The sequence below is a fragment of the Pseudomonas sp. NUPR-002 genome, from assembly GCF_056322725.1.
In genome coordinates, this window is sequence record NZ_CM150476.1 from 4,649,625 (window position 1) to 4,664,520 (window position 14,896).

Sequence of the window (14,896 nt, forward strand, 5' to 3'; positions counted from 1 at the left end):
TAGGCCATTGTGACCAGCATGCAACCTGCGAGCTCGGCGGCGGATCCGCGCCTGAGTTTCGACGACCCGTTACTCGATGGACTGCTGATTCTGTGCAAGCTGCATGGGTGCACGGTCAGCCGCACCGGCCTGAGTGCCGGGCTGCCGCTGGCCCAGCAACGCCTGGGCCTTGACCTGCTGCCACGGGCCGCTGCCCGCGCCGGTTTGCAGGCGCGGGTGCTGCGCCGGGAACTGGGCGCCATTTCCGCGCTCAACCTTCCGGTGCTGCTGCTGCTCAAGGAGGGCCGCTGCGCGGTGTTGCGCCGCTGGGGCGATGACGGCAGGGCGTTGATCCTGCCGAGCGAAGCCGAAGGCGGCGAACAATGGGTCAGCCGTGAAGAGTTGGCCGAAGCCTACAGTGGCGAGGCGTTGTTCGCCCGCCCCCGGCATGAGCTCGAAGACCTCCGCACGCCGTTGATGCCACGGGTCAACGCCTGGTTTCGCGACACCCTGAAGCTGTCGCGCTGGCTGTACAGCGATGCGGTGTTGGCCAGTTTGCTGATCAACCTGCTCGGTCTGATGGTGCCGTTGTTCGTCATGCAGACCTACGACCGTGTGGTGCCCAACCAGGCCATCTCAACCCTGTGGGTATTGGTCGCCGGCTTGTTGATCGGCACCCTGTTCGAATTGATTCTGCGCGTGGTTCGCGCCCATTTGCTCGATCAGGCCGGGAAGAAAACCGACCTGATCCTCTCTGCCACCTTGTTCGAGCGCATCACCGGCATGTCGATGAAGGCGCGCCCGGCCACCGTCGGCGGCTTTGCGCAAAGCATTCATGACTTCCAGGGCTTGCGTGAGTTTCTCACCGCCGTGACCCTGACCAGCGTCATCGACCTGCCCTTCGTCGCCCTGATGCTGCTGGTGATTGGCCTGCTCGGCGGCTGGCTGGTGATCATTCCGCTGATTGCCTTCCCGCTCACCATCATTTTTGCCCTGTTGATCCAGGTGCGTCTGCGCGACACCGTACAAAAAAGCCTGGCCCTCGGAGCCGTGCGTCAGGCTTTGTTGATCGAAACCCTCGGCGGCCTGGAAACCCTCAAGGCCTGCAGTGCCGAAAGCGAGCGTCAGTACCAGTGGGAAAGCACCCATGGCGCCCTTACCCGGCTCGACGCCCATGCCCGCAACCTGTCGGCGCTGGCCACCAACGGCACCCTGTTCATCCAGCAGTTCTGCGGCATGGCCACCATCGTCGCCGGGGTCTACAGCATCATTGCCGGCAACCTCAGCGTCGGTGCGCTGGTCGCCAGCTACATGCTCGGCAGCCGGGTGCTGGCACCGCTGGGGCAAATCGCCGGGCTGATCACCCGCTACCAACAGGCGCAGCTGACCATGCGCAGCACCGACGCCCTGATGGCATTGCCGCAGGAACGCCAGGCCGGACAGCAACCGCTGGAGCGCACGCAACTGCGCGGCGCCCTGGAAGTCAGCCATGTCACCTTCCGCTATGCCGGGCAGAACGCCGCCGCGCTCAACGCAGTGAACTTCAGCGTCAAACCCGGCGAACGCATCGGCATCATCGGTCGCAGCGGCTCGGGCAAAAGTACCCTGTCGCGTCTATTGATGGGCTTTTACGAGCCGGACGAAGGGCAGATCCTGCTCGACAACCTCGACCTGCGCCAACTCGACATCGCTGACCTGCGCACGCAGATCGGCTACGTTGCCCATGATCTACCGCTACTCGCCGGTAGCCTGCGCGACAACCTCACCCTCGGTGCACGCTATGTCAGTGACGCGCGCATGCTGGAAGTCGCAGAGCTGACCGGCGTCAGCGAACTGGCACGCCAGCATCCGCAAGGTTTTGACCGCCCGGTGGGCGAACGCGGCCAGTTGCTTTCCGGTGGCCAGCGCCAGGCCGTGCTGCTGGCCCGGGCGATGCTACTGGAGCCGCCGATCATGATCCTTGACGAACCCACCAGCCACATGGACAACGCCAGCGAAGATCAGCTGCGCCAACGCCTGCATGGCTGGGTGCAGGGCAAGACCCTGCTGCTGGTGACTCACCGTACCTCGATGCTCAGCCTGGTTGACCGCCTGCTGGTGCTGGACAACGGCAAGGTGGTGGCCGACGGGCCGAAAGAAGCGGTTATCGATGCTCTGCGCAAAGGCCGGGTCGGGTCGGCCATCTAGGGGGTCCAGTCATGTCCATCAGCCAAGGCCTGCGCAGTTACTTCCAGAGTTTCGGCAAAACCGCCGAACACGACTACATGCCGGATCTGGCCGGCGCGACGTTACAGGACTCACCGCGCCTGTCGCGCGTCACCGTGTGGCTGGCAGCGGCGCTGCTGCTGGTCGCGCTGGTGTGGGCCTGGTTTGCCGTGCTCGACGAAGTGACCATGGGCGAAGGCAAGGCCATCCCCTCCAGCAAGGTGCAAGTGATCCAGAACCTGGAAGGCGGCATCGTCACCGAGATTTTTGTCCGTGAAGGGCAAGTGGTGAACAAGGGCGATACCTTGCTGCGCCTGGACGACACCCGCTTTCAGTCCAACAAAGGTGAGAGCGAGGCCGATCGCTATGCCCTCACTGCCCAGGTCGAACGCCTGTCTGCCGAGGCCGAAGGGCGCCCATTCGAGGTGTCGGAAGAGGTACGCAGCAAGGCGCCGCAAGTGGCCGAAGACGAGATGTCGCTGTATCAATCCCGGCAGCGGCGCCTGAGCAGTGAAAAGCAGACGCTCAATGAACAGCTGCGGCAGAAAACCCAGGAGCTGGCCGAGTTCCGCTCCAAGGCCGAACAATACCGCTCAGCCTTGGCCCTGCTGCAGCAGGAACTGAATATGTCGACACCGCTGGTAGGCACCGGAGCCATTTCACCGGTCGAGATCCTGCGCCTCAAGCGCAGCACCGTGGAAGCCCGTGGTTCGCTCAACGCCACCACCCTGGCGATTCCCCGGGCTGAAGCGGCGGTGGCAGAGATCAAAAGCAAAATCGAAGAGTCGGAAGCGGGATTCCGCTCGGAGGCAGCCAAGGAACTCAACGAGAAACGTACCGACCTGTCGAAGATCACCGCTTCAAGCATTGCCATCGATGACCGCGTTTCGCGTACCACGGTGGTCTCGCCCGTGCACGGCATCATCAAATTGCTCAAGGTCAACACCATTGGCGGTGTGGTTCAGCCGGGTAGCGACCTGGTGGAAATCGTACCGCTGGAAGACAACCTGCTGATCGAAGCCAAGGTCCGCCCGCAAGACGTAGCCTTCCTGCACCCGGGGCAGTCGGCGATGGTCAAGTTCAGCGCCTATGACTACACCATCTATGGCGGGCTGAAAGCCAAGCTTGAGCTGATCAGCGCCGACACCGTGACCGACGACAAGGGCAACTCGTTTTACCTGATCCAGGTGCGGACTGATAAAAACCATCTGGGCGGTGACAACAAACCCTTGCTGATCATCCCCGGCATGACTGCCACCGTGGACATCATCACCGGGCACAAAAGCGTGCTGGACTACCTGCTCAAACCGGTGCTCAAAGCGCGGACCGAAGCGATGCGTGAGCGTTGATCGATCGCCTGTGGGAGCGGGCTTGCCCCGCGATTGCGGTTTGTCAGCTACATCGCATCGCGGGGCAAGCCCGCTCCCACAAAGCCTGTAGGTTTACCCGCGAGATCGTCAGCGCAGGTGGTTGCGCTCGAAAGTCTCGCGGCCCATCGCCGCAATCTGCCCCTCGATCAGGGCTTCGAACGGCGTGAGCAAGGCATCGAAACTCAGCGGCGCCTCCAGCACATTCAACGCCTGCACCACCGCCTCCAGCGTCGACAACGCCCCTTCTGCCGGCGCTTTGCGCAAGCGATAACGCGAAGGCAGCACCTGAGCCAGGGTCACCCGTGGCAAGCCGGCCAGCAGTGGATTCACATGCAGCAACTTACTCGCTTTGCGCCACGTACCATCTGGCACCACCAACAACCACGGCCGCTCATCTGCAGCACCACTGTAAGTCATCAGCGGCTGCGCGCCCTCCCCCGGAAACAGCAAGGCACTGCGATACCCTGGCACTTCGATCAACCCAGCCAGATCCTCGAACACTTCACCCACCCGCAGCTCGCAATTACGCAAACCCAACGCCGCCAGTTTTGCGGTGTTGAGGGCGTGACGCACTTCACTGGGATGCTGCAACAGCAGCACGCGGGTACGGCTATCGAGCGAGGGGATCAGCGGGCAAAGGCAATGGGTTTGTGGGCGCAGGCAGCGCTCGCAGTGGATTCTGGACATCGGGTTCTCCTGGGCAGGCAAAGTGTGCCACAGCACCCCCGAAAAAAGCCCACTTCCCTGTGGGGAAACGAAAAGCTTCAGCGGTTGAAACGTTCGGCCAGGCTGTACAGATAGTCGGCCATGCGCTCCAGGTCCTGACTGATCTCGGCGCCCTGCTTGGCCTGCCCGGCACTGTGATCGCACAGTTGAGCAATGCGGGTGATCTGCTGATTGATATCTTCAGCCACATGGCTTTGTTGCTCGGACGCCGTGGCCATTTGCTGACTCATGCCGGTAATCCGGCTAACCGCTTGCGTGATCCCCACCAACGCCGACTGCACCGCTTCGACACGCTGCACACTTTCCCGGGAGATCTGCTCGCCTTTGCTTGCCGTCGATACCGCGCGCTGCGCCCCGTCACGCAGCGAAGCAATGATCTGATGGATTTCCTCGGTGGAGCTGCGGGTACGTTGCGCCAGCGAGCGCACTTCATCGGCCACGACGGCAAAACCACGCCCCTGCTCTCCGGCTCGCGCCGCTTCAATGGCGGCATTGAGTGCCAAAAGATTGGTTTGCTCGGCAATCGAGGTAATCACATCCACCACGCTGCCGATCGACTGGGTCTGCTCGGCCAGGGCGTTGACCGCCTGACCAATGTCGTTCACCGCATCGCTCATGCTGCCCATGGCCCGCAAGCTTTGCTGGGCCAGGTCACTGCCCTGCTGCGCCAGTTGATCGGCATCTGCCGCTGCGGTGGCGGTGTTCTGCACGTTGTGGGTAACTTCCTGAATGGTCGCCGCCATCTGCGCAATCGCCGTTGCCGACTGATCGGTCTCACTGCGCTGACGGTCGAGCATCTGTGCCTGAGCACCGGACAAATCGGACGACTGCGCCGCCCGTGACTTGACCCCGACACCAGCGTCCACCAATCGGGTCAGGGCGGTTTGCAAGCGCGCTTCTTCGCTGATGATGGCCAGGTCCAACTGCCCCTGCAGCCCGCGGTTGTCGCTGTAGGTCAGGGCCACAATCGGGCTGGTGAAGGCTTTCGGGTGCTCCGCCAGGGTGCGTTTGATCACCCGGTTCTGACGTGACTCGATCAGGTACCAGGCACTGAACAGGCTGGTCATCAGCACACCCAAGGCAGCGTACTGCGGCAACCACAGGTAACCGGCCGTCGATAGCAGCCCGGCACCGAGCAGCGGCCAGCCATGCTCGACAACCTCACCCACCCGCGCCGCCAGGGGCACTGCCGCACGCCCCTGGCGCAAGCGTGCATACAACGCCGTTGCACGGCGGATCTGCTCACGGCTCGGCACCGAACGCACCGACTCGTAACCACTGATCCGCCCGTTCTCGTAAATCGCCGTCACATAGGCGCTAACCCAGTAACAGTCGCCGTTCTTGGCCCGGTTCTTCACCACGCCCATCCATGGCTTGCCCTGCTTGATGGTCTCCCACATATGGCCGAACACCTCCGGTGGCATGTCCGGATGCCGTACCAGGTTGTGTGGCTGACCGAGCAACTCGTCGTAGGTGAAGCCGCTGATGGCGACAAACGCGTCATTGCAATAGGTGATGCGGCTGTTGAGGTCCGTGGTGGAGATCAGCCGTTGTTCGCTGGGGAAGGTTCTTTCGTGTTCAGTGACGGGCAAATTCATCCGCATAGGTGCGATACCTGCCGAAAGATGATGGGAAAGTGACATCAACGCAGTACAGGTTTAGCAGAGCATTTGCGGGAAAGTAGCCGGTTTGCCGAACAAATTTCCGGTTCTATTGACGTTTTTCAGGTGTCATTTCGGTCAGGCCGGGGTTAGCTGCGCCTTGAGCAAGTCGCGGAAGGTCTGAATCAAGGGTTCACGGCTGCGCCCACGGCGAATGATCATGGAGAACGGCGCCTGATAGCCGAAGGTTGCCGGTGACAACACGCGCAAATCGCCCTTGTCGGCCCAGGCCTGGGCATAGTGTTCTGGCAGGTAGCCGATGTAGGCGCCAGACAGCACCAGGATCAGCTGCGCCTCCATACTTTCCACGGTCGCCGCACTGTGCTTGAAACCATGGCGGGCCAGCTCGGCCTGGCTCCAGTAGCCGCGCCCGACCATGCGCTGCTGAGTAATGACCTGCTCGGGAATGCGCCGTTCATGGAACAGCGGGTGGCGGTTACTGCAGTACAACCAGTGCTGCTCGCGGTACAGCGGTTGATAGACCAGCCCGCTCATGCGCGTCGAAAACGCGCCGATGGCCAGATCCAGACGGTTGTCTTGCACGCCCAACTGCAACTCGTAGGGGCTGGAGACCGACAAGTGCAAATGCACCGCCGGGTGCTCCTGGCTGTAAGCACCAATCGCTTCGGCCAGCGGCAAGGCGCGGTCGCCTACCGTCGAGTCGATCACCCCAAGGTTCAGCGTACCGCGCAACTCGCCTTTAAGCGCCGCAGCGTATTGCTCGAAGCCGTCCATTTCAGCCAGCAGGCGCAGGGTTTCCTGGTGGAACAGTTCGCCCTTGCTGGTCAGGCTGAAGCCGCCGCGCCCGCGATGACACAGCACGATGCCCAGCGCCGCCTCCAGCTGGCTCATGTAGGTACTGATCGCTGAGGTAGACAGGTTGAGCTCGCGCTGGGCGTTAGCGAAGCCTTGATGGCGCACAACACTGACGAAAATGCGCAGAAGTTTCAGGTCAGGCAGTGCAGAGGCCATGGTTTACAGGTCCGGAAAGGCAACAGGATGGCAAAAGTCTAACCAGATCGCCGCCATTAGTTTAGAAAAATCTGAACTAAGTATTTGCCTGTAGCGATTCTTTTCACTCACTACCTTTTGCAAACTCTGCCGCAATGCACCTGCTTGCCAGCGTTTCAGGGCTTTTTATGGCCCCGCAAGACAGGTTCCAACAACTAGAACAATCGAATCGATGAGGCCCGACCGTGGACAAGATTCTGCACCAACCACTGGGCGGCAACGAAATGCCGCGCTTCGGCGGCATCGCCACCATGCTCCGTCTCCCGCACCTGCCAAGCGCCGAAGGCCTTGATGCTGCTTTCATCGGCATTCCCCTGGACATCGGCACTTCGCTGCGCTCCGGCACCCGTTTCGGGCCACGGCAGATCCGCGCCGAATCGGTAATGATCCGCCCGTACAACATGGCCACCGGTGCTGCGCCGTTCGATTCGCTGTCGGTGGCCGATATCGGTGACGTGGCGATCAACACCTTCAACCTGCTTGAAGCCGTGCGCATCATCGAAGAAGCCTACGACGAGATCCTCGAGCACAACGTCATCCCGATGACCATGGGTGGCGACCACACCATCACCCTGCCGATCCTGCGTGCGATCCACAAAAAGCACGGCAAGGTAGGCCTGGTGCACATCGATGCCCACGCTGACGTCAACGATCACATGTTCGGCGAGAAAATCGCTCACGGCACCACCTTCCGCCGCGCCGTGGAAGAAGGCCTGCTGGACTGCGACCGCGTGGTGCAGATCGGCCTGCGCGCCCAGGGCTACACCGCTGAAGACTTCAACTGGAGCCGCAAACAAGGCTTCCGTGTGGTCCAGGCTGAAGAGTGCTGGCACAAATCGCTGGAACCGCTGATGGCTGAAGTTCGCGAGAAAGTCGGTGGTGGCCCGGTGTACCTGAGCTTCGACATCGACGGTATCGACCCGGCCTGGGCCCCAGGTACCGGCACCCCGGAAATCGGCGGTCTGACCACCATCCAGGCCATGGAAATCATCCGTGGTTGCCAGGGTCTGGACCTGATCGGCTGCGACCTGGTGGAAGTCTCGCCACCTTACGACACCACCGGCAACACCTCGTTGCTCGGTGCCAACCTGCTCTACGAAATGCTCTGTGTCTTGCCGGGCGTTGCTCGCCGCTGACCGACAGGCACCAGGAGCTACAACGAGGCAGGAGCCATGATCGCCGGTGTGCACGCACAGCCGGCGAAGCAGACGAATGACCGGCGCCAGGCTTGCCTGGCGTCAGGATCGCTCTCACCATAATAAAGATAATTGGAGACACCCATGGCCTTAGACTTATTCGTTGTCTTGATCTATGCGGCCGGCATGCTCGGGCTGGGCTGGTACGGCATGCGCAAAGCAAAAACCCACGAAGACTACCTGGTAGCCGGACGTAATCTGGGCCCAAGCCTGTACATGGGCACCATGGCCGCCACCGTTCTCGGCGGCGCGTCGACGGTAGGTACGGTAAAGCTGGGCTACGTGCACGGTATCTCCGGCTTCTGGCTGTGCGCGGCCCTGGGCCTGGGCATCATTGCCCTGAACCTGTTCCTGGCCAAGCCCCTGCTGCGCTTGAAGATCTTCACCGTGACCCAAGTGCTGGAGCAGCGCTACAACCCTATGGCCCGTCAGGCCAGTGCGGTGATCATGCTGGCCTATGCGCTGATGATCGCGGTGACCTCGACCCTGGCGATCGGTACCGTACTGCAGGTGCTGTTCGACATGCAGTTCTGGGCTGCCATCCTGCTCGGCGGTGGCGTTGTCGTGGTGTACTCGACCATCGGTGGCATGTGGTCGCTGACCCTGACTGACATCGTTCAGTTCGTGATCAAGACCGTTGGCCTGATGTTTGTCCTGCTGCCAATCTGCCTGTACCGCGTCGGTGGTTGGGACGAGCTGGTCGCCAAGCTGCCAAGTGCCAGCTTCAGCCTGACCACCATCGGCTGGGACACCATCATCACCTACTTCCTGATCTACTTCTTCGGCATCCTCATCGGTCAGGACATCTGGCAGCGGGTGTTCACCGCCCGCGACGAGAAGGTCGCCAAGCGCGCCGGTACCGTTGCGGGTGTCTACTGCGTGGTCTATGGCCTGGTGTGTGCGCTGATCGGTATGGCCGCCCATGTGCTGTTGCCAGACCTTGCCAATGCCAACAATGCCTTTGCTGCGATCGTTAAGTCCGCCCTGCCAGATGGCATCCGCGGCCTGGTAATTGCTGCTGCGCTGGCTGCAATGATGTCCACTGCCAGTGCCGGTCTGCTGGCTGCTTCCACAGTGCTGACCGAAGACCTGCTGCCCAAACTGCGTGGCGGCAAGCAGTCGAGCCTGGCGGTCAACCGCCTGTTCACCCTGCTCACCGGTATTACCGTACTGGGTATTGCTCTGGTGGTTGAAGACGTGATCAGCGCCTTGACCCTGGCCTACAACCTGTTGGTCGGCGGCATGCTGGTACCGCTGATCGGTGCGATCTACTGGAAACGGGCAACCACCGCTGGCGCAATCACCAGCATGGCCCTGGGCTTTGTCACCGCCCTGGCGTTCATGGTCAAAGATGGTATGGACGCCAACACCCCGATCTACTACAGCCTGGCGATCGCCTTGGTCAGCTTTGTGGTAGTGAGCGTAATGACTCGCCGTCCGGCGGGTGCTGTGAATCTGGCCTGATTGGCCTAACGGTGGCCGTCGCATCAGCTAGATGCGGCGGCCCAAGCCAGGCGCCTAGCGACGTGGCTGGCGCTTGCGCTGCTCCTCATCGGTAGGGATCGGCACTGGCTGTAATGGCGGTGGAATCAAACCCAGAGCCGCAGCCAGGTCATGAAGCCAGTTGAACAGATTATTTCTCATAACTCCCCCTCACGGGTCAGCCTGCACGGCATTTCAGTCCTGCGATGCTTCATACAGATCATAGTCCTATGTCGTACTTTACGCATGCTCTAGGACTACAAGTTGGGTCGAAGTTGATCTTAATCAAGCGCTGACCGCCACTTGCGCCGACCGTTCAACTGTTTCCCCTTGTTGCAGGTCGATCCAGGCGCTCAGATTCGCCCCGCACATCCCTTTACGCCACATCAACCAGGTAGTGGCCAGATCAAACGGCGCTTGCAAGCGGTGCGCGGCGACACGCTCGCGACCTGGCAAGCTGTCGAGCATCGACTGCGCCATCAAGGCCACCCCCGATCCGGCGATCACACAGGCCAGCATGCTCGGGTAAGACTCGATCTCCATCACCCGCCCCATCACCGCATGATCATGTGCATACCAGGCCTCCAGGCGCATGCGGTAGGAGCAGCCCTGACGAAAGGTAAATACCGCACGCCCAGCGACATCCACAGCGCTGCGAACCGGAGGGTGATCGGGCTCGGTGATCAGCACCAGGGTTTCATCGCAGAGCGGTACACCATCCAGCCCGGCCAGGGCCAGCGGGCCGTCCACCAAAGCGGCGTCCAGGCGGCCGCTGAGCAAGCCCTCAAGCAGTTCGCCGCTGGGCGCCGCCTGAACCTGCAGGTTCACCGCCGGATAGTCCTGGTGATAACGCGCCAGCAGCGCCGGCAGGTGAATGGCGGCGGTGCTGTACATGGTGCCAAGGGCAAAATCCCCCGCCGGTTGCCCGCCCTGCACGGCAGCGAACGCTTCATCACGCAGCGCCAGCATGCGCCCGGCGTAATCGAGCAGCACCTTGCCCGCCGGCGACAGCTGCAAACGCTGACGCTCGCGGCGAAACAACTCGACGCCCAACTGCTCTTCAAGCTGACGCAAGCGCGTAGACAGGTTCGACGGTACCCGATGCAAGCGCTCGGCGGCCCGGGTGATCGAGCCCTCCTCGGCGACCGCCTGAAAAATGCGCAGTTGGCTGAGCTCCACGAGTTATTCTCCAGAACAGAACAAGTTAGTCATGATTATTCAATTTTACTGAAAGTCAATCACTCTTAGCCTGACGGTCATCGCCCACCGCCTCAGGAACATCGCCATGCCGCCGCTCATTCAACTCCTCGCCAGTGCCATTGCCCTGATGATGGCCATGGGTATCGGACGCTTCGCGCTGACCCCGCAATTGCCGCACCTGCTCAGCGAAGGTCAGATCAACCTGACCGCCGCGGGTCTGATCGCTGCGGCCAACTACCTGGGTTATTTTCTTGGTGCCCTGGATGCCATGCGCGCCCGCCGCCCGGGTCAGGTCCGCGCCCGCTTGCACGTCGGCTTGTGGCTGTGTGTGGTGCTGACCCTGGCCTCGTTCTGGGCCAATGGCTTCTGGAGTCATCTGGCCTTGCGCTTCGGTACCGGAGTGGCCAGCGCCTGGGTGCTGGTGATGCTCACCAGCCTCAGCCAGCAGGTAGCCGCGACGCACAACCGTGCCCGACTGGGCGCCATGGTGTTCGCCGGGCCTGGCGTGGGGATCATGCTCACCGGCCTGCTGGCGCTGCTCAGCAACCTGTACGGCCTGGGGTCTGCGCCCCTGTGGCTGATCTATGCCGCTACCGCCCTGTTCCTGCTGCTGGCGGCGCTGCCGTTCCTACCGCGTGTGCACGCTACAGCGCCCGGTGCCAGCCCCACTGCCGGACATGGGCCAACGAGGGAGATTGCACGTTTAGGGCTGATCTATGCGCTCTACGGAATCGGCTACATCATCCCGGCTACGTTCATGTCACAAATGGCCAGCGCACGCTTTCATGGCCAGTGGCTGGCTGACCTGTTCTGGCCAGGATTCGGATTGGCCGCCGCCGTCGGTGTCATCGTGGTCAGCCTGCGCCGAGCGCACTGGGGCAGCACCTCACGCTGGTTATTGGCGACACTGTGGTTGCAGGCTGCCGGGGTGTTCGCCTGCCTGCTGGGCAATGGCCTTGGTCTGGCCCTGGGCGTGCTGTTGTGCGGCACGCCGTTTCTGGCCTGCATGCAGCTGGTGATGCAGCGCTCGCGAGAGCTGTCGCCCCATGCCAGTCAGCGTAACACCGGTTTGCTGACCGCCTGCTTTGCTCTCGGCCAGCTCAGCGGCCCCTTGCTCGCGGCCTTGAGTAACCAGTTCGCCGCAGGCCTGCAACCGGCGCTGATGGTCGCCGGCAGCGGCCTGCTCGTGGCGGGGGCGCTGCTATGGCGCAGCCAGCCTAGCCGAGCCACTTGCGCAAGTGGCGGCGCACCCACTGCTCAGCACTAACCAGGGTAACGCCGAGCAACACCATTACCGCGCCCAGCACGAAGTTCAGGCTCAGCGGCTCATCCAGCAGCAACACACCGAAGGTCACCCCGAACAACGGGGTGATGAAAGAGAACACCGCCAGGTTCGACGCCAGGTAACGGCGCAGCAACCAGAACCAGGTCAGGTAACTGAAGAACGACACGATCAGGCCCTGGAACAGCAAGCTGCCGATCGCCAGCGTGGTGAAGTGCACCTGCGTGACCTGACCACTGAGCACCGCAATCAGCAACAGGCCGACAAAACCCACCGCCAGTTGATAGAACAGCGTCAGGGTCGCCGGTGCTTCCGACAGCCGTGAGCCGCGCACCACCACCGTGGTTGCGCCCCAGGCCAGACCGGCCAGCACGCCAAAGGCGTCGCCCAGCAACATTCGGCTGTCCATGTCGGACCATGACACACCGCCAGCGAAGGCGTAGGCAATACCGCCAAAGGCCAGCACGATACCCAGCCACTGCAATGGCCGCAGGCGCTCGCTGGGCAACAGGAAATGCAGGCCCAGGGCCGTGAATACCGGGGCGGTGTAGAGGAACACCGACATATGCGCGGCTGAAGTCAGCTTCAAGCCTTCAGCGATGAACAAGAACTCCAGGCCGAACAAGGCACCGGCCAACAGGCCGCCACGCCAGGTGTGGGCTACCTGATCCCAGCCACCGCGAAAGCACATCAGCAAGCCAACCAGCACGGCCGCCATCCCCGAGCGCAAGGCCTGTTGCATCACTGGCGCGATATCTGGCGCTGCGAGCTTGATCATCACCTGCTGAATGCCCCAGATCAGGCATAGCACCAGCATCACTTGCAGGGCGAAGGCATCGGTATTGCGACGGGTGGCGCTCATTGCCAGCACCGGCTAATGGCTAACAGCATGGAAAAATCTCGGCAGTGTGGATCCAACGGCAATTATCCACGGCGGCGGCGCTTGATTGCCAGTCTTTGTGTTTGAACTTTGCCTGCCGCCAGGGCATCAACCGCAACACCCAGTCAGCGGAGCGCTGCCGATGAAAACCCTATTGAACATTGCTGCCGCCGCCAGCCTGTTGCTGGCCCTGCCCAGTTGGGCGTGCACGCTTGAAGAGGCGACGGAGAAACGTGAAGAACTGGCCAAGGAAGTCTCGCGGCTGACGGAGCAGAATCCGCAGAAGGCCAAGGAGATCAATGATGAGTTGAAAGGCATGAAGCTGGAGAGCGCCAGCAAAGACTTGCCGGACAAGTGTCAGCTGATCAATAAACGGTTGCAGGAGCTGCGGGAAGCGCAGAAGCAGGTTTGAAGCCATCGCGGGGCAAGCCCGCTCCCACAGAGCGTTGTAGGAGCGGGCTTGCCCCGCGATTCAGGCGTTACTCAGCAGCCGGCTTACGACGCTTGAGTGGCGCCAGGCCGTCAGCACTGGCCAGCGGCGCATTCGGTTTTGGCTTGGCCGTCGGCTTGCGCTTGGCAACGACTTTCTTGTCGCCCTTCTTGTCGGTCTTTTTCTTCTTCACGCCTGCGGCCTTGCCCGACGCCTTGACCTTCTTCGGCCCGCTGTAGGTGCCTTTGACTTCCTTGATGACACGACGCTCGAAGCTCTGCTTGAGGTAGCGCTCGATGCTCGACATCAGGTTCCAGTCGCCGTGGCAAATCAGCGAAACCGCCAGGCCTTCGTTACCGGCGCGGCCAGTACGGCCGATACGGTGCACGTATTCATCACCGCTGCGTGGCATGTCGAAGTTGATCACCAGGTCCAGGCCGTCAACGTCCAGGCCACGCGCAGCGATGTCGGTTGCCACCAGCACTTTCGCGCCGCCTTGCTTCAGGCGCTCGATGGCCAGCTTGCGGTCTTTCTGGTCTTTGTCGCCGTGCAGAACGAAGGCTTTGAAGTCTTTGGCCACCAGGTGACCGTAGATGCGGTCGGCCATGACCCGGGTGTTGGTGAAGATGATCGCCTTCTGGTAGGTCTCGTTGGCCAGCAGCCACTGCACGATCTGCTCTTTGTGCTGGTTGTGGTCAGCGGTGATGATCTGCTGGCGGGTACCGTCGTTGAGCTGGCTGACGGTGTTGAGCATCAGGTGCTCAGGCTCTTTGAGGACCTTGGTGATCATGTCGCGCAGGCCTGCACCGCCGGTGGTGGCGGAGAACAGCAGGGTCTGTTCGCGGTTCGGGCACTCGCCGCACAGGCGTTCGACGTCTTCGGCAAAGCCCATGTCGAGCATGCGGTCGGCTTCGTCGAGCACCACCACCTGCACGTGCTCAAGCTTCAGGTTGCCGGCGTTCAGTTGCTCAAGCATACGGCCCGGGGTGCCAACCAGGATGTCCGGCACCTTGCGCAGCATGGCGGCCTGTTCCTTGAAGTCTTCACCGCCGGTGATCATGCCGGCCTTGATGAAGGTGAACTGGGCAAAACGCTCGATTTCCTTGAGGGTCTGCTGCGCCAGCTCACGGGTTGGCAGCAGCACCAGGGCGCGGATCTCGACACGTTTTTGCTTCAGATCGACCAGGCGGTTAAGCACCGGCAGCACGAACGCTGCGGTTTTGCCGCTACCGGTTTTCGCCGTTACCCGCAGGTCACGCCCCTGCAAAGCCAGAGGAATGGCGGCCGCCTGCACTGGAGTCGGCTCTACGAAGTTCAGTGCAGCAACGGCTTTGAGCAGGCGTTCGTGCAGGGCGAATTGGGAAAACACGGGTGTACCTCGGGCATGTGCAGAAATTCAGCCGTATAGGGTAACGTTTTCCAGCGCCTTAGCCGAATTTCTTTTGGCACTGTTGGACCTTTCCGGGCTCTAATA

12 protein-coding genes and 2 pseudogenes are annotated in these 14,896 nt (G+C 61.7%); 6 read left to right on the forward strand and 8 right to left on the reverse strand.

The window, feature by feature from the left end:
* Nucleotides 1-18: 18 nt before the first annotated feature.
* Both ACVWSC_RS21265 and ACVWSC_RS21270 read left to right on the forward strand, forming a co-directional pair.
* On the forward strand, nucleotides 19-2,166 hold the full coding sequence (locus ACVWSC_RS21265; protein ID WP_442114349.1) for a type I secretion system permease/ATPase: 2,148 nt from the start codon (nucleotides 19-21) through the stop codon (nucleotides 2,164-2,166).
* Nucleotides 2,167-2,177: 11 nt separating this feature from the next.
* Nucleotides 2,178-3,533 (forward strand): HlyD family type I secretion periplasmic adaptor subunit, encoded by a 1,356-nt coding sequence (locus ACVWSC_RS21270; protein ID WP_442109042.1) that lies wholly within the window; start codon nucleotides 2,178-2,180, stop codon nucleotides 3,531-3,533.
* A gap of 108 nt (nucleotides 3,534-3,641) precedes the next feature.
* Here the strand turns inward: ACVWSC_RS21270 and ACVWSC_RS21275 are convergent, their stop codons facing one another.
* The 4 genes and pseudogenes from ACVWSC_RS21275 to ACVWSC_RS21290 all read right to left on the reverse strand — a co-directional run bounded on the left by ACVWSC_RS21275 (nucleotide 3,642) and on the right by ACVWSC_RS21290 (nucleotide 6,913).
* Nucleotides 3,642-4,241, reverse strand: a complete 600-nt coding sequence (locus ACVWSC_RS21275) for a tRNA-uridine aminocarboxypropyltransferase (RefSeq protein WP_442109043.1) — start codon at nucleotides 4,239-4,241, stop codon at nucleotides 3,642-3,644.
* Between the two features lie 77 nt (nucleotides 4,242-4,318).
* A pseudogene (locus tag ACVWSC_RS21280) lies at nucleotides 4,319-5,293 on the reverse strand (methyl-accepting chemotaxis protein); the annotation flags it as partial.
* 279 nt (nucleotides 5,294-5,572) lie between these two features.
* Nucleotides 5,573-5,923, reverse strand: a pseudogene (locus ACVWSC_RS21285) (PAS domain-containing protein); the annotation flags it as partial.
* A gap of 96 nt (nucleotides 5,924-6,019) precedes the next feature.
* Nucleotides 6,020-6,913 carry a LysR family transcriptional regulator gene (locus ACVWSC_RS21290; RefSeq protein WP_038613562.1) on the reverse strand — a complete coding sequence of 298 codons (894 nt, stop codon included), beginning with the start codon at nucleotides 6,911-6,913 and terminating at the stop codon, nucleotides 6,020-6,022.
* Nucleotides 6,914-7,137: 224 nt separating this feature from the next.
* On the opposite strand from ACVWSC_RS21290, the gene speB reads away from it, so the two are divergent.
* Nucleotides 7,138-8,088: an agmatinase gene (gene speB / locus ACVWSC_RS21295; RefSeq protein WP_442109044.1), complete on the forward strand. Its 951-nt coding sequence runs from the start codon at nucleotides 7,138-7,140 to the stop codon at nucleotides 8,086-8,088.
* A gap of 144 nt (nucleotides 8,089-8,232) precedes the next feature.
* Nucleotides 8,233-9,612, forward strand: a complete 1,380-nt coding sequence (locus ACVWSC_RS21300; protein ID WP_442109045.1) for a sodium:solute symporter family protein — start codon at nucleotides 8,233-8,235, stop codon at nucleotides 9,610-9,612.
* A 54-nt stretch (nucleotides 9,613-9,666) separates the two neighbouring features.
* Here the strand turns inward: ACVWSC_RS21300 and ACVWSC_RS21305 are convergent, their stop codons facing one another.
* Both ACVWSC_RS21305 and ptrR read right to left on the reverse strand, forming a co-directional pair.
* Nucleotides 9,667-9,792 carry a PA1414 family protein gene (locus ACVWSC_RS21305; protein ID WP_256205393.1) on the reverse strand — a complete coding sequence of 42 codons (126 nt, stop codon included), beginning with the start codon at nucleotides 9,790-9,792 and terminating at the stop codon, nucleotides 9,667-9,669.
* 123 nt (nucleotides 9,793-9,915) lie between these two features.
* Nucleotides 9,916-10,809, reverse strand: a complete 894-nt coding sequence (gene ptrR, locus ACVWSC_RS21310) for a putrescine utilization regulator PtrR (RefSeq protein WP_442109046.1) — start codon at nucleotides 10,807-10,809, stop codon at nucleotides 9,916-9,918.
* Nucleotides 10,810-10,915: 106 nt separating this feature from the next.
* On the opposite strand from ptrR, the gene ACVWSC_RS21315 reads away from it, so the two are divergent.
* Entirely contained in the window at nucleotides 10,916-12,097 is a 1,182-nt protein-coding gene (locus tag ACVWSC_RS21315) for a YbfB/YjiJ family MFS transporter (protein ID WP_442109047.1), read from the forward strand.
* Here the strand turns inward: ACVWSC_RS21315 and ACVWSC_RS21320 are convergent.
* Nucleotides 12,048-12,974: a DMT family transporter gene (locus tag ACVWSC_RS21320; protein WP_442109048.1), complete on the reverse strand. Its 927-nt coding sequence runs from the start codon at nucleotides 12,972-12,974 to the stop codon at nucleotides 12,048-12,050. The two genes, ACVWSC_RS21315 and ACVWSC_RS21320, sit on opposite strands and share 50 nt — an antisense overlap.
* Nucleotides 12,975-13,134: 160 nt before the next feature.
* Between ACVWSC_RS21320 and ACVWSC_RS21325 the strand changes: the two genes are divergently transcribed.
* Nucleotides 13,135-13,404, forward strand: a complete 270-nt coding sequence (locus ACVWSC_RS21325) for a hypothetical protein (protein WP_442109049.1) — start codon at nucleotides 13,135-13,137, stop codon at nucleotides 13,402-13,404.
* Nucleotides 13,405-13,471: 67 nt separating this feature from the next.
* On the opposite strand, the gene ACVWSC_RS21330 is transcribed toward ACVWSC_RS21325, so the two are convergent.
* Nucleotides 13,472-14,791: a DEAD/DEAH box helicase gene (locus tag ACVWSC_RS21330; protein WP_442109050.1), complete on the reverse strand. Its 1,320-nt coding sequence runs from the start codon at nucleotides 14,789-14,791 to the stop codon at nucleotides 13,472-13,474.
* Between the last annotated feature and the right edge of the window lie 105 nt (nucleotides 14,792-14,896).